Source organism: Bordetella petrii, from assembly GCF_000067205.1.
Lineage (GTDB): Bacteria > Pseudomonadota > Gammaproteobacteria > Burkholderiales > Burkholderiaceae_B > Bordetella_A > Bordetella_A petrii.
The window spans coordinates 1278094-1302932 of record NC_010170.1; the positions used below are offsets into that span (position 1 = coordinate 1278094).

The window sequence follows — 24839 nt, forward strand, 5'->3', positions numbered from 1 at the left end:
GCTTTTACCTTGGGGCGGCCCGGCGGTAAAAAAAGGCCTGAGCATCATGAATGCATCAATAGCTGCCAAGCCCTACTCGGGACTGAAAGTACTGGATTTGAGCCAGGGCATTGCCGGGCCGTACTGTGCGGAGATTCTGCTTCAGCACGGCGCGGACGTCGTCAAGGTCGAGTCGATGGACGGGGACTGGGGGCGCCAGATCGGCTACGCGCGCGACGGCATGAGCGCCATTGCGATTGCCTATAACCTCGGCAAGCGTTCGATTTGCATCGACGGGGCGAAGCCGGACGGACGGTCGCTGCTGCGCCGATTGGCATTGGACGCCGATATCGTCATTGAAGGCTTTCGGCCCGGTGTCATGGCTCGCTTGGGGCTTGCCAGGTCCGATCTCGTCCGCGAGCGGCCGGATCAGATTTATGTATCGGTCTCCGCATTCGGCCCCGACGGGCCCTACGCTAATCGTCCAGGCACCGATTCCACAATGCAGGCGGTGACGGGGTTGATGGTGGCGAACCGCGATGATGCCGGCAACCCGCGCAAGATCGGGATTCTGCTCGTGGATGTCGCGTCGGGCGTCTATGCCGCGCAGGCAGTCGGCGCGGCGTTGTACCAGCGAGCCATGAGCGGAAAAGGCCAGCACATACAGTTGTCGTTGATGGAGGTCGGCGCGGCGCTGCAGAGCAACGCTATGGTCGACGAATTCATGAGACAGGGAAGTCCGACCCGGCCCTTGACGGTTCCGGGGGGAACCTATGCCACGTGGGACGGGTATATCAACGTTACCGCCTTGCATGATCGCATGTTCGAGGGAATTTGCCGGGTCATCGGGAAACCGGAATGGCCGGGCGATCCCCGTTATGCCCGCGCGGAGGCCCGCTGGGAAAATTCGAAGACCATCAATGCCGTGCTGAACGAGGCGTTCGGCAAAGAGCCTTCCGCCCATTGGCTGCGCTTACTGAGCGAGCAGGGAGTCGTGTGCGGTCCGATCAGCGATTACCGGGATTTTCTCGATGATCCGCAGGCGCGCCATTGCGGCATCTTCCGGACGATTTCCCAGCAAGGCATGCCTCCGCTTCCCGTGCCTCGGTTGCCGGGCCTCTCTGCGCCAGTTTCGTCCGAGTCCGCGCCGAGGGCCGGCGAGAATACGCGCGCTATCTTGGCCGATCTCGGATTGGACAGCGCCGAGATCGACCGGCTGTTCAGGCAAGGCATCGTCGCCTGGCCCGGAATGCCGGTTCCCTGAGACAGATCCAATACTGCCTTGTTACAGAACCTTTTATTCAAGGATGAATATGGAAAAAACAAACTCTCCCGCGGGCGTGCTGTCCGGTGTTCGCGTGCTGGATTTCAGTACGCTGCTTCCCGGCCCTTACGCGACTCAACTGCTGCTGGAGGCAGGCGCCGAAGTCATGAAAATCGAGCGCGTGGACGGTGGCGACGAATTGCGGTCGGCGGAGCAACGATTCGGTCGATCGAGTTTGAACTTCGCATTGCTGAACGGCGGCAAGCGCAGCATCGCCGTGAACCTGAAAGACGAGGCTGAGCGCGCGCGCCTGCTGCCCTTGCTGAAGGATGCGGATATTCTGGTGGAACAGTTCCGTCCCGGCGTCATGGATCGATTGGGGCTGGGATACGAGAAGCTGAAAAGCATCAATCCCCGGTTGATATATTGCTCGATCACGGGCTATGGGCAGGATGGGCCGCTTTCCCATGTGGCGGGCCATGACTTGACGTACATGGCGGAGACCGGACTGCTTTCGCTGACCAAAGGCGCGGACGGCGCTCCCGCCTTGCCGCCGGTACTGGTGGGGGATATAGGCGGCGGGACGCTGCCGGCAGTGATCAATATGCTGCTGGCGTTGCGTCGGCGCGATCAGACAGGCGAGGGATGTCATATTGATGTTTCGATCACCGATAATCTGATGGCTTTTCCCTACAATGCCACGGCAAGCGGCGTCGGATTCGGAAAGTGGCCCCAACCGGGGCAGGAACGCCTTACCGGCGGCACGCCCCGTTATCAGATCTACCGTGCCTCGGACGGAAAATATCTGGCCGCGGCGCCCCTTGAGCAGCGTTTCTGGAAGGTATTCTGCGAAACCATAGGGCTAGACGAGGCATGGCGCGACGACAAACAAGATCCGGCGGCCACCCGGCAAGCTGTCGCTGCGCGGATTGCGGCGCATAGCAGTGATTTCTGGCGCGACGCTTTCGACGGCAAAGACGCCTGCACCGTCGTGGTCCGCTCGATAGAAGAGGCCGCCGCGCATTCGCACTTTCTCGCCCGCGGCTTGCTCGACAGAACGATCAGCGCGGACGGCTTGACTGTACCGCTGCCTCGCGCGCCGCTGGCTTCGCCGTTCTTGCGAGCCGTGCCAGACCAGGCGCCTCCGGAACTCGGCGAAGCGAACGATCTGTTGCCGGCCTGAGCCGCATGCATGGCGGGCTCGATTCCTCGAGCCCGCCTGTTCAGTTTCCGTGGAAGACGGCGGGCCGCTTCTCGAAGAATGCCGCCCGGCCTTCGAGATGATCAGAGGAACTGAAGAGCATCGTCTGGATCTCGCGCTCTCTGAGGAGTATGTCGTCCAGCCCCGCGTTCAGAACGGAGCGCGTCAAGGCGATAGGAAGCGGCGGCTTTTGCGCCAGCCGCAGCGCCAGGGACCGTGCCTGCTCCACTGCGCCGCCGGTTTCCACGACATGGTCGACGACGCCCAGCGCTCGGGCCTGTTCGCAATCCATCACGTCGTTGTAGAGCAGGATCTGCCTGGCTGGACCGATCCCTACGCGCCGCGGAAGCGTGAACAGAATGCCGGTATCGGGGGCCATGCCGATCTCGCCGAACCCGGCCTTGAAGCGGGCGCTGCGACCGGCGACAACCGTATCGCAGAGCATGGCCAGAGAGAAGCCTCCGCCGACCGCCCAGCCTTCGACGGCCGCAATCAAAGGCTTGCTGCTGTATGCCATCAATCGGACGATTTCATGAAGTACGCGCATTCTGTCGAGCGCCTCGATTTTCGGCTGCTCGCCCATGGCGGTCACATCGCCGCCAGGGCAGAAGAATTTATCGCTGCCGGTCAGGACGACCGCGCGCACCGTGGTATCCGCCTCGATCTCGCGCAAAGTATCCAGCAAGGCGAGTCTCAGCGGCATTGACAGGGCATTTCGGCGTTCGGGATCGTTCAGGCGCAGCAGGACGACGGCTCCGTCTCTCGACATATCAATCATTGTTGGTTCCTTAAGATGCAGTGTGCAATGCAACTAATGTGTCCGATTTCGGGCCGTCAATAACATCGCCAGTGTCACGGCCAGCACAGGCCGCCTATAAAGACCGAGTCCTGTGCCTATTACGGCGGTGCGCCGAATGCGCCGGTCTGGCGCAGCGCCGCAATCTGGTCGTCGGATAAACCGAGCATATGGCGCAGCACCTCATCGTTGTGTTCACCCAGTAACGGGGCCGCCGTGCGAATGGCTCCTGGCGTCTTGGAAAGGCGTACCGGCACCCCGACCATGCGGATCTTTCCTGCTCGCGGGTGATCGACCTCGACCAGTGAGCCGCGCGCCTTGACCTGCGGATGATTGACCAGTTCTTCCATGTTGTTGATGGCACCCACGGGAATACCCTTGTCGGCCAGGATCGCTTCCCATTCCTCGTAAGTCTTAGTAAGCAATATTTCCTGCAGCCGATCGATGAGCGTCTGTCGGTTCTGGTTGCGCGCGCGGTTGTTGGCGTAGCGGGGATCGTTGGCCAGTTCCGGGCAGCCCATGGCCGGGCAGAAATCCTTCCACAGTTTTTCGGTGCCGACCGCCAGTGCCAAGTCGCGCGATTTGGTGCGGAAGGTCTGGTAGGGGAGAATGGGCTTATAGGCCGTTCCCATCGGTCCGGGAACTTCGCCGGTCACCAGATAGGCGCCGAGGATGGTGCTCAGCAGCGACATCTGTCCTTCCATCATGGAGATGTCGACTGATTGGCCTTCGCCGGTCTTCTCTCTGACGCGCAAGGCGAGCAGGACCCCGATCATGGCGTTCAAGCCGCCGGTGAGGTCGGCGATGGATACGCCGGCCCGTACGCCCCGGCCACCGGCTTCGCCCGTCACGCTGATCATTCCGCTTTCTGCCTGGATGATCAGGTCCATGCCGGCGCGGTCGCGATAGGGGCCGTCCAGCCCGAAGCCGGATATGCTGCAGTAGATAATGCAGGGATTGCACTCACGCGCTTGTTCATAGCCCAGCCCCATTTTGTCCAGCGTGCCAGGTCGGAAGTTCTCCAGCACGACGTCGGCCTGCTCTATCATGCGCATGAGTAGCGCCTTGCCTTCTGCGTGTTTCAGATCGAGCACTATGCCTTTCTTGTTGCGGTGCAGGCTGGTGAAGTACTCGTTCTCCTCACCCCCAGGCAACGGAAAACCCCATGAGCGCGAGATCTCGCCACCGCCCGGCGGTTCGATCTTGATGACGTCGGCGCCGAAATCGGCGAGCAGGGTAGAGCAGTAGGGACCCGCCAGCGCATGCGACAGGTCGAGCACCGTGAGTCCTTCGAGCGGATATTTCAATTGTTCCTCCAGCGTTCTGTTTCCAGAAAGGGAAACTCAAACATTCAGCGTTGCGTTTCCGTGATCCAGCACCACGACATTTCTTTCAACGGACCAGGTTCGGAAGGCCACCGACTCGTCGCTGCGCCATATTTCCGTGCGCAGTGTCTCTCCCGGGTATACCGGGTTGGAGAAGCGCACCGACAAGCTGGCCAGTCGCAGCGGGTCGTACGCGCAGCAGCGACCGAGCACGGCATGTGCGGCGACACCAAAGCTGCACAGGCCATGCAGGATCGGACGTGCGTATCCGGCCGAACGCGCCAGCTGTGGATCGGCATGCACCGGGTTCGGATCCGCGCACAGGCGATAGAACAAGGCGGACTGGGGTAGCGTCGGAAGGTCGCATACCGAATCGGGGGCGCGGTCCGGCATTTTTGGGGGCGGTTTCGGCGCCGAGTCGCCTGCGCCGAAACCGCCGTCGCCTCGACATAGGGTGGTCTGTTCGAGGGTGGAGAGCAGCGTCCCGCTGATTTTCTCCAGGATTTGTCTTTCCTGCACTACCAACGCCCCTTTCTCCGCTCCTTTGTCGATGATCGCCTTGACGCGGGTGCGGCCCACGACCATGCCCGCAGGAGGAATGGGAGCGTGCAATTGCAAGGCTTGCCCCACATGCAGTAGTTTGACCCAGTCGATTCCGGCCGCTGGATCCTTCATCCAGAAGCCCGGGTAGCCCAGAATCACCGGCATGCTGGGCGCCGTCTTCAGGCCCTTTTCATAGACGAATGCCAATTGGTCTTGGTCCACAGGGTCATGCCCGTAGCCCACGCTCAACGCATAGAGCATGCTGTCTTTCTCGCTATAGGCCTGCTCGACGTCCGGAAAGAGCCAGTTCTTGATCAGGTCGTAATTCAGGGGCATGGCGATCCACCGGTTAATTGATGGGCGCGACGCCAGCCTGCTTCACGAGCTTGGCCCAGTGCGGCACTTCCTTCTGAAGAAAAGCCGAGAATTCTTCCACCGTCTTGTTGGCCGAGACGTTACCCACGGACGTGAACCGTTCGGCGATATCGGGGGATCCAACACTGCTTCTCAGCGCGGCATTGAGTTTGTTGATGATGTCGCGAGGCGTGCCGGCCGGCGCGAATACCCCTTGCCAGGCGGTGACTTCGTAACCGGGAAAACCGGACTCGGCCAGAGTGGGGATGTCGGGTAATGCCGGATTTCGATGCAGCGATGTCACCGCCAGCGGCCTGAGCAGGCCCCGTTTGAAGTTGGGTAAACCGGTGCCGACGCTGATGAATATGATGGGCACGTGGTCGCCTAGGACGTCGATCGTTGCCGGTCCTTCGCCTTTGTATGGAATGTGATTCATCTTCAGGCTCGCCATATCTTTCAGCAGTTCGCCCGACAGATGCTGGGTGGTGCCTTCTCCCCCCGACGCATAGCTGTATTTGTCGGGATTGGCCTTGAGGAGAGAGATGAGTTCGTCGATATTCGCGGCGGACACGTTCGGATTTACTGCTAGCACGGAAGGCGCAAACGATATGAGAGAGATTGGGGCCAGATCCTTGAGCGGGTCGAATGGCATATTGCTAAAGATATGGGGATTTACCATCAAGGGGCCCGTACTGGAAAACAGCAGCGTGTATCCATCCGGTTTGGCGTTGGCCACCATGCCGGCGCCAATATTCCCGGCGGCCCCGGCGTGGTTCTCCACGATCACGGATTGCTTGAGAATCTCGGAAAGCTTTTGCCCGATCAGCCGCGCCTGGGTGTCCGAAGGGCCACCCGCGGAATATGGAACGACCATGCGTATGGGATGGGATGGGTAGTCCTTCGCGCTCGAGGGAGATGGGAACAGCGCAATGACCGCAGCGATGGCCACGCTCAGCGTGTCGATGATTTTCTTCATGGGTGTCTCCTGGTTTTCACGCGATGTGTCCGCCTTCCATAGCTGGAAGAGGAAGGCGGACACTATTCGGCCTGGATGCCGACCTTCTTGATGACGTTGCTCCAGCGCTGGATCTCGTCTTCGATGAGGGTTTCCAGTTCGGCCGGCGTGCTCCCGATGGACTCCATGCCGCGGTCCCGCATCGCTTTCTGGAATGCAGGATCCTGGCTGATATCCCTGAATGCCTTGGCAAGGCGATTGACTACCTCGGAAGGGGCTTTCTTTGGCGCAAGGATTCCGTACCAGCCGAATACGTTGAAGTCCTTGACGCCGGCTTCTTCGATGGTGGGCACGTTCGGCATCAGCGGATTGCGTTGCGTATCGACGATGGCCAGGGGGCGGAGCTTGCCGCTCTGAATCAAGGGCAAGGCGCCGCCGACGGTTCCGAACAGCACGTCGATGCGGCCGCCTATGACTTCCGTGAATGCGGCCGATTCGCCTTTGTACGGGACGTGTACCATTTTTATGCCTTCTTGATCGTTCAGCATTTCGGTCATCAGGTGCGCTGTCGAGGCATTGCCTGCCGAGCCGAAGTTCAGCGAGCCTGGTTTTTTCTTTGCCATGTCGATCATCTGCGCGACGCTTTCGGGGGGGCGCTGCGGATTGCCGACGAGCACCATGGAGAATTTGGCGATCATCGAGATCGGGGCGAAGTCCCTCAGTGTGTCGTAGGGAAGATCTTTGTGCAGCGTCGGATTGACCGCGGCCAGGCCTTGGCCCACGAGTGCGAGGGTATAGCCGTCGGGATCGGATTTCGCGACGTAATTGGTGGCAATGATGCCGCCTGCCCCGGTGCGATTCTCGACCACGACAGATTGGCCCAGCCGCTTGGCCAATTCATTGGCCAGCGTCCTGGCGAGAATGTCCGACAGCCCGCCGGCGGCGTAGGGGGTAATCAGGCGAATGGGTCGATCCGGGTACTGCGCCGCCTGGCTGGGCAGGCCGTAAGCCAGGCCGATTACCGTGACGATCGTCGACAACAGTCTATTTATTGAAAGCCGCATGATTACGTCTCCTGAGTGGGTTTGTTTTTTCAATGTTGTCCGGCATAAAGGGAGGCCGGGATTGCAAGGCCGGTTTTCACGTGGATCCGAAGGCGCCATCGAGTTTCAGTTTCCGGATCGCCGCGTCGTCGTATCCTAGCCAGTCGGCCAGCACGGCTTCTGTCTCTTGGCCTATCATGGGCGCGGCAACGGGGTCGACCAGCGGCGTGTCCCGGTACTTGATGGGGAGCGCCACATTGGGTATCCAGCCGATGGCCGGATGCGGAATACGAGTGACGATGTTGCATTCTCGTGCTTCCGGCGAGCGTATGGCGTCTCCCACGCTGCGGATTTCTCCGTTTGGCACGCCGATCTCGCGCATGCGTACCTTCCAATAGTCCCAAGGCTGTTTCGAGAATTGTTCTTGCAGCAAGGCAAAAATTTCCTCTTTCTTTTCCAATCTGTCCTTGTTCGTGGCGTAGGCGGGGTCGGCCGCCATTTGAGGCAGATCCATCACCTGGGTCAGCAGGCGCTGAAATATTGCCGTACTGCCGCAGTTGATGAAGAAGGGACGGTCACTGGCATGAAACACACCCGATGGGCAAGTGTCCGGGCTGGTATTTCCCGGACGTTGGGGTTCCCTGCCTGTGAACAGGTGCTGCAGCGGGGCGTAGCCCGTCATCAATACGGCATTGTGGAACAGGGGCACTTCCACAAATTGTCCCTTGCCCGTCCGTGTTTTGTAGACCAGTGCGCCGAGGATCGCATTGGAGGCCATCATGGCGGTACTGATGTCCATGACGGGAGAGAGCGCGCGCACGCCATCCCGGTCGGGGTAGCCATTCATCGAGACAAAGCCGCTTTCCGCCTGGGCGATCGGGTCGAAGCCCAGGCGATCCGCGTAGGCGCCTTCTCTTCCGTAAGCGGAAATCGAGCAGAAGATCAAGGCCGGGTTGAGTTTCTTGCACGTTTCATAGCCCAGCCCGAGTTTTTCCATGACGCCGGTCGAGAAATTCTCGACGACGACATCGGCTTTGGCAATCAAGTCCATGGCCACTGCCTTGCCGTGCGGGGATTTCAGGTCGATGGCAATACTGCGCTTGTTGCGATTGCACCAGAGAAAGGGCGCCCCGCCGCCTATTTCCGCGTTGACTGGCGGATACTGGCGAAAATCGTCGCCTTTGCCCGGAAACTCGATCTTGACGACGTCGGCGCCCATATCGGCCATGATAGCCGTGGCAAAAGGGCCGGCAATGTAATGCGTGAAATCGACCACGCGTATATTCTGCAACGCCGAATCGGCGCCGGGCGGGCGCGGCGTGTGTTCGGGAAAATCGTCCAAGAGAGCCTTGGACATGTCATAGTCGTCCAGCGGGCTCGTACTCTGATTGATAGTCATCTTTGCTCGAAAAACGTGTGTGGCGCCGCGTGGCAGGCGGTGACGGGACTGCGATCAGTTCGGGCGGCGGCGATACAGCAGCGTGGCGGTCATTTCCTGCGCGACGACGCCGTCCTGCTTGATGCACTGGCGCCGGAAGGTCACCACGCCGCGGTCTTGCTTGCTGGTTTCTTTCTTGGCCAGCACTCGCGAATGAAGGCGAATGGTGTCGCCATGCTGTACCACGTTCAGCATCTTCCAGTCGGTGATTTGCAGCAGCGCCAGCAGGGTGCCGTCATTGATGCCGCTTGCATATTGCAGCCCGCCCATGATCGCGTACACCAGCGGGCCATGTGCGATAGGCGATCCGAACTGCGTCGTCTTGCAATATTCGAAATTGGTATGGACCTCGTTGAAATCGCCGGACAGGCAGGCGAAATTGACGATGTCGGTCAGCGTTACCGTACGCGCAGGGCTGACGAATTCCTGGTCGACGCTGAAGTCTTCAAAATACAGGCCACGCGGAGCGGGAGAAGGGGTGCTCATGATGCATTTTCCTTTGACGTAAAAGCGTTTCCGTTACTGGCGTGCGCGGGACGCGAGCCGGCGTCTCAGCCTTTTTCGTTGGCGAGAATCAGTGTGCAGTGCGAAGACAGGATGCCGCCTTCGTTGTGGACCAGTGCGACTTCCGCATTCTCGACCTGGCGCGGACCGAGGCCGCCGCGCAGTTGCCGCACAGCTTCGACGATGCCGAACAGCCCCCCGGCGGCACCGGCGTGCGCATGCGACAGCATGCCGCCGTGAGTATTGATGGGCAGTTTTCCGCCGATCCGCGCGTGCCCCGCTTCAAAGAAGGCGCCGCCCTCGCCGGGCTTGCAGAACCCCAGTTCTTCGAGTTCGAGGATGGGGACGATCGTGAAGCAGTCGTAGAGTTCCGCCAGGTCGATATCGCCCGGTGTCAGGCCGGCCATCTCGTATGCCGTCCGGCCGGATTCGGTTGCGCCGAATTCTGTCAGGCTCGGCGCGCACATCAGATGTTCGTGCGTGTGGAATTCACCTATCCCCTGCAGATAAACGGGTTTGGCCTTGAGATCGGCCGCCCGTTCCGCGGAAGTGACGATAAACGCCCCCCCAGCATCGGAAATCAGGCAGCAGTCCAGCATGCCCAGCGGATCGGCGATCGGCTTTGCCGTCAACACCTGTTCCAGGGTCGACGGTTTTTTCATATGGGCATTGGGGTGCAGCAAAGCATGGTTGCGCGTGTTGACCGCCACATGGGCCAGTTGTTCGCGCGTGGTGCCGTATTCGTGCATATGGCGTTGCGCGATCATGGCGTAGAACCCGGGAATGGATGTTCCGTAGGGCTGCTCGAAATACGGATGGCCGACCGCCATCAACGTGGCGATCGTCGCGTCGCGCGTCTGGCCGGTGGCGCGGTTCTCGCCCGCACACACCAGAATCGTTTCGGCCTGCCCGCTTGCAATGGCTTCGGCGGCATGCTTGAGCATGATCGCCGGGCTGGCGCCACCCACGACCATCGAAGCGTTGAACCGCGGGGTGACGCCGAGGTATTCGCACAAAACGGAGCCCAGCATGAAATAGGGCTCGGTAAACGAATAGGCGGTCAGCACGCCGTCGATGTCCGAGACTTTCAGGCCCGCATCGTCCAGCGCCCGCTTGGCTGCCTGGGCGTTCAGTCCAAGGCCGGTCATGTGGGGAACGTGGCCGATATCCGATTCGCCGACGCCGACGATGGCGACTTTGTTCTTGAGAGAAGCTGGAGTTTTCATACCGGGATTCATCCGCCGTAGAGTTCAAACTGGGGAACCATGGCGCCGTCATCGCCACGTGCTTCAAATACGACACGCACTTTGTCGCCGATTTTCACGGACAGCGCGTTTTCGCCAACGATGTTGGCCACCATGCGGGGACCTTCGTCCAGCGCGATCAATGCGGTGACGTAAGGCGCCTTGTCTGCGAAGGCCGGCAGCGGAGCGCGGCGGATGATGGAAAAGCTATATACGCTTCCGGTGCCTTTGCTTTCCACCCATTGAAGATCGTCGGACCAGCATTCGGGACATAAATGCCGGGGCATGAAATGAAAGGCGCCGCATGCCTTGCATTGGCGTATCAGCAGCTTCTGTTCGCGCGCGGCATTCCAATAGGGAAGCGAGTCCGCATTGGCTACGGGTTGTGGGAGATTGCTGCTCATTGTTCACCTCGGCTGAGTACTTGTGTTGTTTCGGGAGCACCGATGAAATCGGCCGGACGCCGCTCGATGAGGGCGTTCAGGCCTTCCCGGAATTCAGGATGGGACATGGCGAGCGCCTGTCCCAGGCCTTCGGCGGCGAGCATGTCTGTCATCGTCGTTTCGAAGCTTCGGGCCATCAGCGTCTTGGCCAGGCCCATGACCGGCGCGGGGCCTTCCGCCAGCCGCCGCGCTTCTTCCAGGCCCGCGTTATAGACGTCGGCGTCCGGTACGACCCGGGCCACCAGTCCCAGGTTCTCCGCTTGCCGAGCGGTAAACGTGCCGCCGCTGTACAGGAATTTCCTGGTTTGCGCCATGCCGATCAGGCGGGGCAGCGTGTACATGATCGCAATATCGGGAACCGCGCCGACACGGAAAAATCCGGACATGAATTGAGCGCTTTCCCCGGCCAATATCACGTCGCCCGTGAGCGCCAGTCCCATGCCGCCACCTACGGCATGCCCGTTCACGCCCACCACCACCGGCTTGTCCAGCGTCATGAGGGGGATCAGCCAATGACTGAATCCGCGGAAACGTCGATGGACGGTCCACGGATCGCAGGCGGTCTTCAGATGCTGCAGATCTCCTCCCGAGCAGAAGGTCGGTCCTTCTCCGGTAAGGAAAACGGTGCGCACACTGGCGTCCTGTTCGGCCAGCGCCACGGCCTGTCCGATTTGCGATCGCATTTCCAGCGTCAATGAATTACGGCTCTTGGAATTGACGAGCCGAATGATCAGCACTGCGCCGTCCCGTTCCGTTGTGACAAGATCGGTCATATTCTTCAGTCTCCGTTGGGCATCTGTTTGCCGGTTTTCTGAGGCAGGCTCGAAAGTACGGCGGTGTTCCATTGAGCCTGCCCGCTTACCCTGCTAGAAAGCAAGATGCGTGCCAACATTGCCGGAAGCCGATTCCGTGCGGAAACCCAGGAGAATCGCCGATACGAAGCCGTGACGGCATCCACGACGTGTCTCCGTCAGAGACATGTGACCTTTCAGTTGCTTATGGCGGAGTCAGTTCGCGTACCGGCAGGCCGCCGCGTGCGCGCGGCGAGGTAACGGGAAGAGGGGGGAATCGGGAGAGCGCAGTAGAAAGGCTTGAGCAGGCGCTGCGTACGCGAGGAAGGCTCCGGGGAGCAGGGCGGGAGAGCGCCCGCTGGGGTCACGGCAAGCGGGTCGCGCCCTGACGCCGGCAGCGGGCAGGGCAATCAAGACTGTGCGTGATAGATGCACATGAGGTTGTATCGTTTCAGTGTGCCGATCAATAGCCCATCGCGCTTGCTGTCGGATTGCAGGGCCTCGCTGTGCAGGGCCAGAGAAAGGCGAGCCGTATCGTAGCCCTCGATCATCAGCACCCAGTCGACGTAGTGATCGGGCCCGGTTCGCTGCGCCGTGTCCGATGTGGTGGCCAGGGTGATTTCCGGGTCGGCCTCCCACAGGGAAAGCGAGACCATGCTGCCGTCTTCCCTTAAGCGCTGAGCCAGCTGTTCTTGTATGAAACGGCGAGCCCGGTCCTGCTGGCCGTCCACCGCCTTGCATTGCGCCACGATCGCCGTGCCGCCTATGTTCCTGCCCGTTGTCCAGGTTTCCCGGCAAGCCGCCCGGATGACCTGCCGCATGCGGGGCATGATCTCCAGTGTGGATTTCGTCGGGTTGTCGATCAGGTGACGGTATTCCGGCGTTATCAATGCATCGATACTGTCGCATTTGTATACGACCATGTACGAGGGCTGGTTTTCCGTCGCCTGATAGCGGCGCACCGACTGGAATCCGGGCAATCCGAGCCGCTCGGAGAGATGTTCGCTGTGATACCAATGATTGAGCGCTGAATCCAGTTCCGCTGGAATATCATGCATGACTATCAGCAAGCCGGGCGGTTTGCCGGAGTGATCGGCGTGTACTTCGTTCATGGTTGCCTCATGTGTGTTATCGGCTGCCGCATGATGCCATGGCAACAGCGGAACATCGGCTTGGTTTTTCGTTGATCGGCAAGATCAATTATTGTAATGACCAGACGGGCGGCGGTGGCCGCGCGCCTGGTCCGGGCACGAGAACAAGTTCAAGACCGCCTCCGGCATCGGTTATTGCGCCTTGATGCCGGATTCCTCGACCAGCTTGGTCCACTTGGGTATTTCCGACTGAATAAAGTCTCCGAATTCCGCCGGCGTGTTGGCATTGGCAGGGATGCCTCCCATCGATTCGACGGTGTTTCGGAAGTCCGGCATCTGCAGAATGTCGACGATAACGCTGTTCAGCTTGTCCACAATCGGCGTGGGGGTTCCGGCGGGGACGGCAATACCGTACCACGCCGTCAAATCGTAGCCGGGCAGTCCCATCTCGGCCATGGTGGGGATATCTTTTACGATGGGTACCCGGCGCTTGGAGGTCACGGCCAGTCCTTTCAGCAAGCCCGGGTCGATATAGCGCTTGGTTGCGAAAACGCTTCCGAACACGATGGGAATTTGTCCGCCGACCGCATCGGGCATGGATCCTCCATCGCCCTTGTAAGGAATATGCGTCATCTTGACGCCGGCCATCGTTGAGAACAACGCGCCGGAAAAATGGGAGCTGGTTGCCGTACCGCCCGATCCATAGCTGTATTTGCCAGGATTCTTCTTGAGCAATGCGATCAAGGACGGGACATCGTTGGCGGGAACGCTCGGGTGCACGGCGAGGATATTGGGCAGCAGCGAGACGAGCGCGACAGGCGAGAGCTCCTTCTGCGGGTCGTAGGAGGTGTCTTCGAAAATCAGCTTGTTGACAGTCAGAGGGCCGTTCGTTGCCACGACGATGGTGTAGCCGTCGGGCGTGGATTTCGCCGCCATCGCCGTGCCGATGTTTCCTCCCGCGCCGGGTTTGTTTTCGACGATGACCTTTTCGCCCAGTTTCTGGGACATCTTGTCCGCCAAGGCCCGGGCCAGCGCATCCGTCGGGCCGCCCGCCGCAAAGGGAACGATCAGGCGAACGGGTTTGCCGGGATAATCGCCCGCGGCTTGCGAGGCGGGGATGGGCAACAGCACCCCCGCCACTGTCAGCAGGTTGGCAAGTGTCCTTGTCAATGAAATCGTCATGTCGTGTCTCCTCAAAGCGGGCTGTCGCTCATGGTCTCGAGACGGCATTGGGCGCCCGTTATTTGTTTTGGAATGAAACGTTTCCCGTGGATGCGCGGTGGCGCTCGGAGCACTCCACGCAAACTTCATGCCAAGGTGCCTCGGCAGCGGCGGTTTGACAGGAGAGCGGGGTTTGCCGGGGTCTTGGGCCCGCAGGGGAAATCCGGTTACGGGCGAACGTGATCTGTCTTGGTCCCGAACAATTTGCCGTGTGATGTCTTTGATAAAGGCAATGTGAGCCGAATGAGCGGTGTGCCGTCCGAAGTCAAAGAACAATGAAGAGGCTGGCGTTGCGGCCGAATGCTATGTATCGTTGGCAGACATTACAAAAAAAGCATTGGAGACGACATGGCTGGTGACCACGCGGATACCCTTGGTCTGCTGATTGTGGACAGAAGAGGGGTGGCAATACTCGCAACCGGCTGCGCAGAAAGTCCGGCGATCTGCGATGCGTTGTTGCGCGACCTGGACGAAAAGCGGGCTCAAGGAGGAGGAGTCATCGCACTCGAGGCCGGGATGGACGCCATTGCCGTTTATCGCGCCTTCGGCGACATTCTCGCTTTCTTTGTGCAGCCCACGCGCAAGTCGTCGACGCTCTTCAATTTGGTGGCGACGGTGGATTTCGCCGACGCGATTCTGGACTATTTTCTGGAGAGCCCTTATTTCTCCATGGTGGTCGTGGACGATGAGGCGCGGGTGAAATTCATTCCGCCGGTCCATGAGAAATTTTTCGGAATAGAGAAGGGCGGCGCGATCGGCAAGCATGTCACGGAGGTCATCGAAAATACAGAACTGCATGAGATAGTCCGCTCGGGAAAAGCCGAGATCGGCAAGCTGCAGAAAATGGGCGATGTGACGAGAGTGGTCGCCCGCATACCGATCGTAAAAAACGGAAAGATCGCGGGCGCCATCGGGCGGGTGATGTTCAAGGGGCCGGAAACGCTGCAAAGCCTTTCGCAGGAGGTGACAAGCCTTCGCTCCGAACTCGCTTTCTATCGCCGAGAATACTCGGGAGCGCATCCCTATCCGAACGAGCTGCAGCAAATCGTCGGCGATAGCGATGCGATACGGCAGTTGAAGTCGGACATCGTCAAGGTCGCGCCGTTGAACGTGCCCGTGTTGATCATCGGCGAAAGCGGAACCGGCAAGGAATTGGCGGCGCGTGCGATCCACGAGCTCAGCCCGCGCAGCAAGAAACGCATGGTCTTCGTCAATGCGGCCGCATTGCCGACCAGCCTGGTGGAAAGCGAGCTGTTCGGCTACGAAGGAGGCGCCTTCACCGGGGCGGGGAAAGCCGGGCGCAAGGGTAAATTCGAAATGGCGGATAGCGGTTCATTGTTCTTTGACGAGATCGGCGACATGCCGATCGAAATCCAGGTCAAGCTGCTTCGTATTTTGCAAGATGGCGTGTATGAGCGGCTTGGCGGCAATCAGGTGGGCCATTCCGATTTCCGCCTCATCTGCGCCAGCAACAGGAACTTCCAATCGATGATCAGAGACGGGCAGTTCCGGCTGGATCTGTACTATCGGATCAGCGGCGTCACGATACGCATGCCGAGCCTGCGCGAGAGGCTGGATGATATTCCCGTCCTGGTGCAAAGCATTCTGGTTTCGTTCGCCGACAGGCATCGGGCATCGGTCAAGCTCGTGTCGCCTCGCGTCTATGATTTTCTGCGCGAACAACCCTGGCCGGGAAATGTCAGGCAGCTGCTGCACGAAGTCGAAAAGGCCGCGATATTCTGCGATGGCCCGGAAATATCCATTGAGAACTTCAGGTTGACTACCAAGATTCCCGCCCCCGGTACGGCGGAAATCCGTCCATGGGAAGAACAGCAGACCATCCCGGCTGCCATCGAGTCGCTCGAAAGAAACATGGTCAAGGAAGCCTTGCTGCGTCACCGGGGCAACAAAAAGAAGGCGGCCGAAGAGTTGGGCATATCGCGGGCCTATCTGTATAAAAAACTGGCCACGGGATCCGACCTGGAATAGATCCGTGGCCCGCCGTGCCGCGCATAGATAGGTTCAGCGGGGCGGCGCATGATCGACCGGTGCGTGTATCGCGGACACATATGTGCTCGATACAGACGTTTGACGCGGCCCGGAGTGCCTTTTCCGGACGGAAAGCGTCTCCGGGGCGTGGCATGGAATTTGCATGGTTATTTTGGGATTATCCGCCTTGGCGCATGTGCCAAAGGCTGAGCAGACTCATCAAGGAGAGGCAGCATGACGCAGGAGCATCGAGGGATCGAGGGTATTGAGAACGAGGCGAACGAAGACAGGCCTCATTTCGGCGCCATCCTGGGGTTTGTCCACGAACAGGCGCCGGAAGGCCAGGCGGTGATCGAACTTGTCGTGCGGCCCGAGCACTGCAACCGGCGAGGCGTGATTCATGGCGGCGTGCTGATGTCTTTGATCGATGCCGCCGGACTGTGGGCGGGCGTGGAAAAAAACGAGGGATTGCCGAGCGCGGCAACGGTGGGCTTGAATTGCAGCTTTTTGCGGGGAGCGAAACTGGGCGCTACCACGTCGTTGCGCGCGGAGGCGGCCGTGACCAGGCGAGGGCGATCCATTCACTTCGCGTCGGTTTCGGTCTATAGCCTGCCGGAGAATAACCTGGTCGCGACCGGGCAGGGTATTTATAGCTGGAGTGCTTCCCCCAAACCCGACACCAGCGCGACCACGCAGTGAAGGAAGGCGGCTTGCTACTTTTTGCCCTGTTCCGTCACTAAAGGGCACTCGCTTTTACTCAGCGGGCGATAGGCTTCGTCGCCGGGGATCGTGTCCAGGATCTTCAGAAGATCCCAGTCTCCTTTGGATTCGGCCGGTTTCTTGGCTTGTGCCAGGTACATGTCGTAGACCATGCGGCCATCGGGCCGGATCTTGCCGTTCTTGGCGTAGAAATCATTGATGGGCGTCTCTTTCATTTTGGCGGCTACCGCGTCGGCGTCGTCGGAGCCGACAGCCTGCACGGCATTCAGATAATGCAGCGTGGCAGAGTAGGCGCCGGCCTGTACCATCGAGGGCATGGCTTTCTGCCGCTCGAAATAGCGCTGCGACCATTTACGGGTTTCGTCATTGCGATCCCAGTAGAACCCCGTGGTGAACTGCAGCCCTTGCGCCGCCTGCAGGCCCATGCCCTTGATGTCGTGCAAGAACACCAGCAGCGTGGCAAGCGCCTGTCCGCCTTGGGTGATGCCGAATTCGGAGGCCTGCCGCACGGAGTTCTGCGTGTCGGTCCCCGCATTGGCCAGGCCTATGACTTTGGCTCGGGATGCCTGGGCCTGCAGCAAGTAGGACGAGAAATCCGGGCTGGATAACGGCGCGCGCACCTGGCCGAGTACTTTGCCGCCGTTCTCTTCAATCACGGCCCTGGTGTCGCGTTCCAGCGAATGCCCGAACGCATAGTCGGCGGTGATGAAGAACCAGGTGTTTCCGCCGGCACGAGTGACGGCCCGTCCGGTGCCGTGCGCCAGGGCATAGGTGTCATAGACATAATGCACGCCATAGGGCGAGCATGATTTGCCGGTCAAATTGGAAGAGGCCGACCCGGCGAAGATCGTGATTTTCTTCTTTTCCTGGCCCAGGGCTTGCAAGGCCAGCGCGGAAGCGGAATCAGTGGATTCGATGATGGCGCTGACGTTCTCGCGGTCATACCATTCGCGCGCCCGGGTGGCGGTGATGTCGACCTTGTTCTGATAGTCTGCCGACAAGATCTCGATGGGCCTGCCGAGGACTTTACCGCCGAAATCTTCTACTGCCATTTTCACCGCGGTCACCATGCCGGGACCGCCATGCGCGGAATAGACGCCGGTCATGTCGACAATGGCCCCCAGGCGGAATGGCCGGCTATCCTGCGAATAAGCGGTTGCTGCGACCAGCATGCTGCCTGTCAGCGCCATCAGGCGCGAAATTCCATTCTTCACGACGTTGTCTCCTTATCATGAGGCTGTTTTTGTATGCGCGGTACTGCGGCACTGGGGCCGTTGCCGGATATCCTGGTGGAATATCCCTGGATTGCATACGCAACTTTCGTGCCAATTCATGAGAGGCGCCGTTGCCGCCGGGCGAGGCGTCGGGCGGCGCTTTTTCTGTATGCGGAGTGTCTTTTGATCGGACACTTTACCGGATACGGAAACACAGTCGAGGACGGGGAAGGTTGGGTTCGCGTGCAAGCCCGGATCCGGACGGCGGCGCCGCCGCACGGTCGAGGCCGCGGGCCGGTTCGGGGTTATCCGCGCCGGCAAGCCTACAACGTGGAAGAGTCTGTTTCGGACAGTATCTTGTACAGGTGGGAGCGAGAGATGCCGAGATATTCCGCGGCTTTTTTCTTGTTGCCCTCGAACCGCTGCAGCGCTTCGCGGATCATGCCCAGTTCGATGCGGGACTTCGCCTGGTGTACGCTGGGCAGCTTGCCTGGCGACAAGCTGTCGTCCGGCATGTTCATTTCTCGCAATGTGCCGGTGATGCCTTGGATGCCCGGTCCCGAATCGACTTCCAGGGGGACTTCGCAGTCTTCGCAGGAAATTTCGTCCTGTTCCGAAAAGATCGCGGCGCGCTCGACTGTGTGTTGCAGTTGGCGCACATTGCCGGGCCATGGCAGCGATTGCAGATAGGCCATGACGCCCGGTCCGAAATGCTTGCCCTGCACGTTGTGGCGCTGCATGAATCGTTCCAGAAACGTATGGGCCAGCAAGGGCACGTCTTCCAGCCGTTCCCGCAAGGGCGGAACCCGGATCGTGACGGCACTGATGCGATAGAAAAGATCCAGCCGGAAGTCGCCGGTGGCCAGCATGCGCTGGAAATCGCGATTGGTGGCGGATATCAGGCGGAAATCGGAGTGGCGTTGCGCGGCGCTGCCGACGCGCTGAAAAGTGCCGTCCTGAAGCGTGCGCAGAACCTTGACCTGTATATCGAGCGGCATGTCGCCGATTTCGTCCAGAAACAGGGTGGTCTGGTCCGCCTGTTCGAATTTTCCTGTCCGGCCGCGCTTTTCCGCGCCGGTGAAGGCGCCGCCTTCATAGCCGAACAACTCGGCTTCCACCAGATTGCCCGGGATGGCGGCCGCATTGACCAGGACCATGTCCCTGGCCGCACGGGGGCTGAGTTGGTGGATCGCATGCGCAACCAGATCCTTGCCCACGCCGCTTTCGCCGACCAGCAAGACGGAAACGTCGAGCCGCGCAATTTTCTTGATGCGCTCTTTCAATTTACGGATGGCGTCGCTTTCACCGACAATGAATTCCATTCCCTGCATGTTGCCGGACAGGCGCGGCAAGGAGCGTTGATAGAAACTGATCTCTTGCTGCAGCCGCTTGATTTCGTCCCCCATGGCTTGCACTGCGGCGGGGCTCTTGAACATGACCTGGCCGATGGCCCCGACAATGCGGCCTTCGGGATTGACGATGGGGGTGCGGCTGACCACCCGGCTGGTGCCGCGCATTTTCTGGATCTGTCCGATTTCTGTCTTGCCGGTGCGCAGCACCGCGGCGAGCCGGCTGTTTTCGATGACGGTGGTGACTTCGGCTCCCGTGGCCTGTCCGCGCTCGACGCCGAAGAATTTTTCGTGGATCGGGCTCATGTAGCGGATACGCGCCTGGTCGTCGACCACCGTAATGGCCTCGTATGGGTTGGTCACGAAGTGGCGCAGGATGTCCGCCGAGAAATCCACGCTGCTGACGAATTCGTACAGCGGATCCCCGCTGTCGTGGCGGTGCAGGACAAAGCAGGCCGTGCCCGCCGAGGCGAAGGAAACCACCGTCATGGGTTCGCTCGTGTCCTCGAGGGTGAACATGGCGGACAGCGGCCGTGTGGCGCGTTTTTCCCACAAGGCGCGAAGCTTTCCCTGTATGTGGGTGTCCAGGCCTGTTCCCGAGGCAAAGACGATGGTTCCTTCGGAGTCGATCACCAGCACACCGCTGCGGGTGTCCTGGGCTTGTCTGCCTTTTGTCATGTACATGTATTCGTTCAACACACGAATGGACAATTTTCGGACACTTTACCACTGCTGCCGGGCGTGCCGAGAAGGAAAATCACCTGGCACGAATCGTGCTTGATATCCGGACGGAGTCTTTAACCAACCGCCAGGGCAGGATGACAAGCATGCAGAAAGAGACAGGCGACCCGCCGTTCGCCGAGTTACCGAAGATAGAAGAAAAGAAGGGACACCTCCTGCTGGAGGGGATGTGTGTCGTGGATCTGAGCACGTCGATCGCGGGCCCGTATGGCACCCAGTTGCTTGCCGACCTGGGAGCGACGGTGATCAAGATCGAGAAGCCGGGAATGGGAGACGATGCCCGGAATTGGGGGCCTCCTTTCATCAATGGCGAATCCCCGTGGTTTCTCAGCGTCAACCGGAACAAGCACAGCCTGATGCTCGACCTTGCCCGGCAGGCGGGCCTGGAAGTGCTGGAGAAGCTGCTGGCGCAGGCCGACGCGCTGGTCGTCAACATGAACGATCAGGTGCAGAAAAAACTGGGTATCGACTATGAACGGCTGGCGCCGAAATTTCCCCGCCTGATTCATGCCTCGCTGACCGGTTTCGGACTGCGGGGACAGCGTTGCCACTTGCCATGCTATGACCTGATTGCCGAAGGTTATTCGGGCGTCATGGATTTGACGGGAGAAGCGCAGAACGATCCTCAGAAGGTCGGAACGCCGGCCGCCGACCTGCTGGCGGGCCAGGACGTTGCCATGGCCGTATTGGCGGCGTACGTCGCCCGCCAGCGGACCGGACGCGGGGCGCAGATCGACGTATCCATGCAGGCCAGCATGACGCGCTTCATGACCCCGCGCCTGACGTCATACCTGAGTTCGGGCGAATTGCCCCGGCGTTCCGGAGGCAAGGACTCCGTCATTGCCATCTACCAGGTATTCGATACGGCCGATCGGCAGATCGCGCTCGGCCTGGGCAACGATGCGATCTGGCGCCGCTTCTGGGTGGCTGTCGGGACGCCGGAAGTCGGAGAAAATCCGCGCTACGCATCCAACGCCGATCGTCGTGCGCACCGGGACGAAATCGTGGAAAAGATCGCCGGAATATTGTGTTCCAGGCCCAGGGACGAATGGCTCGAGCTGCTGGGTGAAAACAGGATACCGGCCGGCCCTATCAACCGGCTCGACGAAGTGGCCAGGGATGAGGACTTGCTGGATCAACGCTTTCTGTATCAGGCGCAGGCGGCGGGCGGCCTGATCCCGCAGGTCGGCCTGGGCATTGCCATCGATGGCCAGACTGCTGTACACCGGAAGCCGCCGCCGGTATTGGGGGAAGACACTGACATGATTTTGAGCGGGATGCTGAATCTGTCTCCCGACGACATCAATAAATTAAAGGACGCGGGGGCGGTGTGACTCTCGCAAGGCGATTGAATCCTATCCACGGAGGCGTGTGGTGAACACGATTCTGACATTGCATGATCCGCAGACTGCCCGGGAAAATTATCTGAGCGGCGTGTGGCATCAGGACACGCTTTATTCTTTGGCCCGGGAACACGCCCGCATACGGCCGAATGCATGTGCTGTGCGAGATCCGTACCGCCGATTGACTTGGCGCGAAGTGATTGCGAGCGTCGACATCATTGCCGAGAGCCTGTTTCAAGGAGGGCTGAGGCGCGGCGACCGGGTGGCGGTCTGGCTGCCGAACCGGATCGAATCAGTGCTGGTTTTCCTGGCATGCTCGCGCAATGGATATGTCTGCTGCCCTTCATTGCATCAGAACTACACGAACGCGGAGATAGTCCGGCTGCTCTCGCGCATTCGCTGCAAGGCGCTTTTCGCGCAACCCGGCTACGGCGCGGACTCGGATCGTTATTCGATCTTCGAGGAATCCGCCGCCGTGGCTTCGATCAAGCAGCTGTATGCCCTGGCGCCGCAGGGCATCGAGCCGGGCAGCAGCCCGTCGCCGAAAGGGACGCTGCCGTTTCCGGATCATGCGAGCGGCATGAGCATCACGAGCGCGCCGGTGCTCGACCCCGACAAGGTGGTCTATCTGGCGTTCACGTCCGGCACGACCGGAGAACCCAAAGGCGTGATGCACAGCGACAATACGCTGCTGGCCAATGGCAGAGCCCTGGTCACCGACTGGAAACACGACTCCTCGACGATCGTCCTGGCTCTGAGTCCGATGAGCCATCACATCGGCACGGTGGCCCTGGAACAGTCGCTGGTGGCGGGCATGGAACTGGTCCTGCATTATCCGGGGGCGAACCGGTCCGCGCTGGACTGGGTGCTGGAAACCGGCGCGACGTATGTGATGGGCGTCCCCACTCATGCGATGGACATGCTGGCCGCGCTGCGCGAGCGGGGACTCAGCCGCCTGGGGAATGTGAATGTTTTCTACATGGCCGGGTCGCCCATTCCGCGTGAAGTCGCCCAGCGATTTCTGGACCTGGGCGTCAAGCCTCAAAATGTGTACGGCATGACCGAAAACGGCTCGCACCAATACACCTTGCCGAGCGACCATAGCAATACCATCGTGTCGACCTGCGGCCGGGCATGCAAAGGCTACGAGATCAGAATCTTCAATCAGGAAAATTCCGATATCGAAGCAGGCCCCGGCGACACCGGAGAGATCGGTGGCAAGGGAGGCGTATTGATGCTTGGCTACTATGACAATCAGGACGCGACAGAACAGTCCTTCAATTCGTCGGGGTGGTTCCTGAGCGGAGACCTGGGCAGGCTGGATGAAAACGGCTGCCTGCATGTCATGGGGCGGAAAAAGGATCTCATCATTCGGGGCGGCCACAATATTTATCCGTCCCGGATCGAAGACCTGGCCCATCGCCACCCGTCCATCGTCAAGTCGGCGGCGTTCCCGGTCCCCGACGCCCGGCTCGGCGAGAAGGTGTGCCTGGCCGTGATCTTCGCTCCGGGAACAGCGCTCGATACCGGGCAGGTATTGAAGCACCTGCACGATGCGGGCCTGTCGAAATATGACATGCCCGAGTACTTTATTGCAATGGATGCCTTTCCCCTCACGCCCAGCGGGAAGATCCTCAAGCGCGACCTGGTCGCATGGCTGAAAGACGGGAAGATCGCGCCCGAGCCCGTGCGCTGGAAAGCGGAACAGAAACCCGACAATGAAGGGGTATCGGCATGACGGTTCGACTGGAATACGATGGCGGGTTCGCGCACCTGACGCTCAGCCGCCCGCAGGTCCTGAATGCGCTCAGTTTCGAGCTGCTCGCCGAGTTGAGCCGGGCGCTTGCCGGCGTCGCCGAATCCGATGCGCGCGCCCTGATCGTCACGGGCGAGGGCGACAAGGCGTTCTGCGCCGGCGCGGACATTCCCGAGCTGATGAATCGGCCGCTCATGCAAGAGCTCGAAGGGGCCGCGAAAGGCCAGGCGGTGTTCAGCCGGATCGCCGAGCTGAAGATTCCGTCTGTCGCCGTCATCCAGGGTTATGCCTTCGGCGGCGGGCTGGAGCTTGCCCTGGCATGCACATTCCGCGTTGCCACTGATCGCGCCCGCATGGGGCTGCCCGAGGTCAAGCTCGGCCTGATCCCGGGTTATGGCGGAACGCAGCGTCTGCCGAGGCTGATCGGCGAGGGGCGCGCACTCGACCTGATCATGTCCGGCCGCACGATAGACGGCGGGGAAGCCGAGCGAATCGGCCTGGTCAATCGCATAGACAACGAGGGGACGCCCCTGGAGATCGGCAAGCGGTTTCTGGAGCCTTATCTCAAGCACAGTCTCTGCGCCTTGTATTTTGCCCGCGAGGCCGTGCAGAGGGGAGGCGGTGTCGCCATTGCGGATGGCCTGCGCATCGAGCGGGATCTTTCCACGCTGGCTTACCGGAGCCAGGATGCGGCCGAGGGGCTGCGCGCTTTTGTGGAAAAACGGCCCGCGTCTTTCAAGGACTGCTGAATCATGAGTCGAGAATTGATATACGTGACGGGCGCCAGCCGCGGCATAGGCGCCATGATCGCCTGCCAGCTTGCCCGGCGCGGTTTCGAAGTGGGCTGCCTTTCACGTTCGGGCCACCGGCCCCAGGTCGAGAATGTTCCCGGCGAGATCGCCGCGCGCTGGCATACCGTGGCCTGCGATGTCACGGACGGCGAAGCGCTGAAGGACGCCATGTCGAAGCTGCGGGACGATCTGGGAATTTCCGTCAGGGGCCTGGTCAACAATGCCGGCCTGCATACCGAGGCGCCCAGCGTCGACTTGCCCATGGACGAATTCCGCCGGTTGATGGACATCAATGCCGTTTCGCTGTTGCGCGCCTGCCAGATCGCGTATCCGATGCTCAAGGAAAGCGGCGGGGGCCTGATTGTCAATATCGGTTCGTTCTACGACAAACTGGGCGTCAAGCGCAATATCGCCTACTGCGCATCGAAAGCGGCGGTCGGCGCCATCACGCGCTGTCTTGCGGTGGAATGGGCCAGGGATGGCATCCAGGTGATAGACGTTGCGCCCGGATACATCGAAACGGACTTGAACCGGGAAGCGATGCAAGCCGGTCCGTTGCGGGAATATCTGGAAAAGCGGATCCCGCGTAAGAAACCGGGCGAGGCCGGCGACGTGGCGGTGCTGGTCTCCAGCCTGTTTCAGCCCGGCATGGAATTTCTGACCGGGGAAACCATTTACATCGACGGCGCGCAGAGTGTGTCGGTATGACGCATCCGCCGGCACATGATCGACAATATCTAAAGG

Annotated in this window: 22 protein-coding genes; 8 read left to right on the top strand and 14 right to left on the bottom strand. The window is 60.3% G+C overall.

What is annotated here, in order from left to right; all coding sequences use genetic code 11:
* Nucleotides 1–46: 46 nt before the first annotated feature.
* A complete protein-coding gene (locus BPET_RS06165; protein ID WP_012248209.1) occupies nt 47–1243 on the top strand; it encodes a CaiB/BaiF CoA transferase family protein in 1197 nt (398 codons plus the stop codon).
* A gap of 49 nt (nt 1244–1292) precedes the next feature.
* On the top strand, nt 1293–2426 hold the full coding sequence (locus tag BPET_RS06170; RefSeq protein ID WP_041862746.1) for a CaiB/BaiF CoA transferase family protein: 1134 nt from the start codon (nt 1293–1295) through the stop codon (nt 2424–2426).
* A gap of 40 nt (nt 2427–2466) precedes the next feature.
* Here the strand turns inward: BPET_RS06170 and BPET_RS06175 are convergent, their stop codons facing one another.
* From BPET_RS06175 to BPET_RS06235, 12 genes are all read right to left on the bottom strand, one after another.
* Nucleotides 2467–3222 (bottom strand): enoyl-CoA hydratase/isomerase family protein, encoded by a 756-nt coding sequence (locus BPET_RS06175; RefSeq protein WP_012248211.1) that lies wholly within the window; start codon nt 3220–3222, stop codon nt 2467–2469.
* Nucleotides 3223–3341: 119 nt separating this feature from the next.
* Nucleotides 3342–4547: a CaiB/BaiF CoA transferase family protein gene (locus tag BPET_RS06180; protein WP_041862747.1), complete on the bottom strand. Its 1206-nt coding sequence runs from the start codon at nt 4545–4547 to the stop codon at nt 3342–3344.
* A gap of 36 nt (nt 4548–4583) precedes the next feature.
* Nucleotides 4584–5444, bottom strand: coding sequence for a MaoC/PaaZ C-terminal domain-containing protein (locus BPET_RS06185; protein ID WP_012248213.1), 861 nt, complete (start codon nt 5442–5444; stop codon nt 4584–4586).
* A 13-nt stretch (nt 5445–5457) separates the two neighbouring features.
* A complete protein-coding gene (locus BPET_RS06190; protein ID WP_012248214.1) occupies nt 5458–6438 on the bottom strand; it encodes a Bug family tripartite tricarboxylate transporter substrate binding protein in 981 nt (326 codons plus the stop codon).
* Nucleotides 6439–6500: 62 nt separating this feature from the next.
* Nucleotides 6501–7481, bottom strand: coding sequence for a Bug family tripartite tricarboxylate transporter substrate binding protein (locus BPET_RS06195; protein ID WP_012248215.1), 981 nt, complete (start codon nt 7479–7481; stop codon nt 6501–6503).
* Nucleotides 7482–7557: 76 nt separating this feature from the next.
* Nucleotides 7558–8859 (bottom strand): CaiB/BaiF CoA transferase family protein, encoded by a 1302-nt coding sequence (locus BPET_RS06200; RefSeq protein WP_012248216.1) that lies wholly within the window; start codon nt 8857–8859, stop codon nt 7558–7560.
* A gap of 54 nt (nt 8860–8913) precedes the next feature.
* Nucleotides 8914–9384 carry a MaoC/PaaZ C-terminal domain-containing protein gene (locus BPET_RS06205; RefSeq protein ID WP_012248217.1) on the bottom strand — a complete coding sequence of 157 codons (471 nt, stop codon included), beginning with the start codon at nt 9382–9384 and terminating at the stop codon, nt 8914–8916.
* Between the two features lie 65 nt (nt 9385–9449).
* Entirely contained in the window at nt 9450–10628 is a 1179-nt protein-coding gene (locus BPET_RS06210) for a thiolase C-terminal domain-containing protein (RefSeq protein WP_151208941.1), read from the bottom strand.
* A gap of 8 nt (nt 10629–10636) precedes the next feature.
* Entirely contained in the window at nt 10637–11050 is a 414-nt protein-coding gene (locus tag BPET_RS06215) for a Zn-ribbon domain-containing OB-fold protein (protein ID WP_012248219.1), read from the bottom strand.
* Nucleotides 11047–11862 carry an enoyl-CoA hydratase/isomerase family protein gene (locus tag BPET_RS06220; protein WP_012248220.1) on the bottom strand — a complete coding sequence of 272 codons (816 nt, stop codon included), beginning with the start codon at nt 11860–11862 and terminating at the stop codon, nt 11047–11049. Before BPET_RS06220 ends, BPET_RS06215 begins: the two co-directional genes overlap by 4 nt.
* 428 nt (nt 11863–12290) lie before the next feature.
* On the bottom strand, nt 12291–12992 hold the full coding sequence (locus BPET_RS25435) for a DUF4286 family protein (RefSeq protein WP_012248221.1): 702 nt from the start codon (nt 12990–12992) through the stop codon (nt 12291–12293).
* A gap of 171 nt (nt 12993–13163) precedes the next feature.
* Entirely contained in the window at nt 13164–14153 is a 990-nt protein-coding gene (locus BPET_RS06235; RefSeq protein WP_012248222.1) for a Bug family tripartite tricarboxylate transporter substrate binding protein, read from the bottom strand.
* A 387-nt stretch (nt 14154–14540) separates the two neighbouring features.
* Between BPET_RS06235 and BPET_RS06240 the strand changes: the two genes are divergently transcribed.
* Together BPET_RS06240 and BPET_RS06245 are read left to right on the top strand one after the other, a co-directional pair.
* Nucleotides 14541–16181, top strand: coding sequence for a sigma-54 interaction domain-containing protein (locus BPET_RS06240; RefSeq protein ID WP_041862750.1), 1641 nt, complete (start codon nt 14541–14543; stop codon nt 16179–16181).
* A 234-nt stretch (nt 16182–16415) separates the two neighbouring features.
* The gene (locus BPET_RS06245) at nt 16416–16880 is read left to right on the top strand and encodes a PaaI family thioesterase (RefSeq protein ID WP_012248224.1); all 465 of its coding nucleotides are present in this window, start codon (nt 16416–16418) and stop codon (nt 16878–16880) included.
* 14 nt (nt 16881–16894) lie between these two features.
* On the opposite strand, the gene BPET_RS06250 is transcribed toward BPET_RS06245, so the two are convergent.
* Together BPET_RS06250 and BPET_RS06255 are read right to left on the bottom strand one after the other, a co-directional pair.
* Complete coding sequence (locus BPET_RS06250) at nt 16895–18091, bottom strand: ABC transporter substrate-binding protein (protein WP_109433485.1); 1197 nt, start codon at nt 18089–18091, stop codon at nt 16895–16897.
* 347 nt (nt 18092–18438) lie between these two features.
* Nucleotides 18439–20142 (bottom strand): sigma-54 interaction domain-containing protein, encoded by a 1704-nt coding sequence (locus tag BPET_RS06255; RefSeq protein WP_109433486.1) that lies wholly within the window; start codon nt 20140–20142, stop codon nt 18439–18441.
* A gap of 149 nt (nt 20143–20291) precedes the next feature.
* On the opposite strand from BPET_RS06255, the gene BPET_RS06260 reads away from it, so the two are divergent.
* Genes BPET_RS06260 through BPET_RS06275 form a run of 4 tightly spaced genes read left to right on the top strand, consistent with a single transcriptional unit; the run spans nt 20292 to nt 24803 of the window.
* Nucleotides 20292–21539 (top strand): CaiB/BaiF CoA transferase family protein, encoded by a 1248-nt coding sequence (locus BPET_RS06260; protein WP_012248227.1) that lies wholly within the window; start codon nt 20292–20294, stop codon nt 21537–21539.
* Nucleotides 21540–21579: 40 nt separating this feature from the next.
* Nucleotides 21580–23286, top strand: coding sequence for a class I adenylate-forming enzyme family protein (locus BPET_RS06265; RefSeq protein ID WP_012248228.1), 1707 nt, complete (start codon nt 21580–21582; stop codon nt 23284–23286).
* Nucleotides 23283–24053, top strand: a complete 771-nt coding sequence (locus BPET_RS06270) for an enoyl-CoA hydratase/isomerase family protein (protein ID WP_012248229.1) — start codon at nt 23283–23285, stop codon at nt 24051–24053. The genes BPET_RS06265 and BPET_RS06270 overlap by 4 nt, the downstream gene beginning before the upstream one ends.
* Before the next feature lie 54 nt (nt 24054–24107).
* Nucleotides 24108–24803: an SDR family NAD(P)-dependent oxidoreductase gene (locus BPET_RS06275; RefSeq protein ID WP_231852660.1), complete on the top strand. Its 696-nt coding sequence runs from the start codon at nt 24108–24110 to the stop codon at nt 24801–24803.
* The last annotated feature ends 36 nt before the right edge of the window (nt 24804–24839 follow it).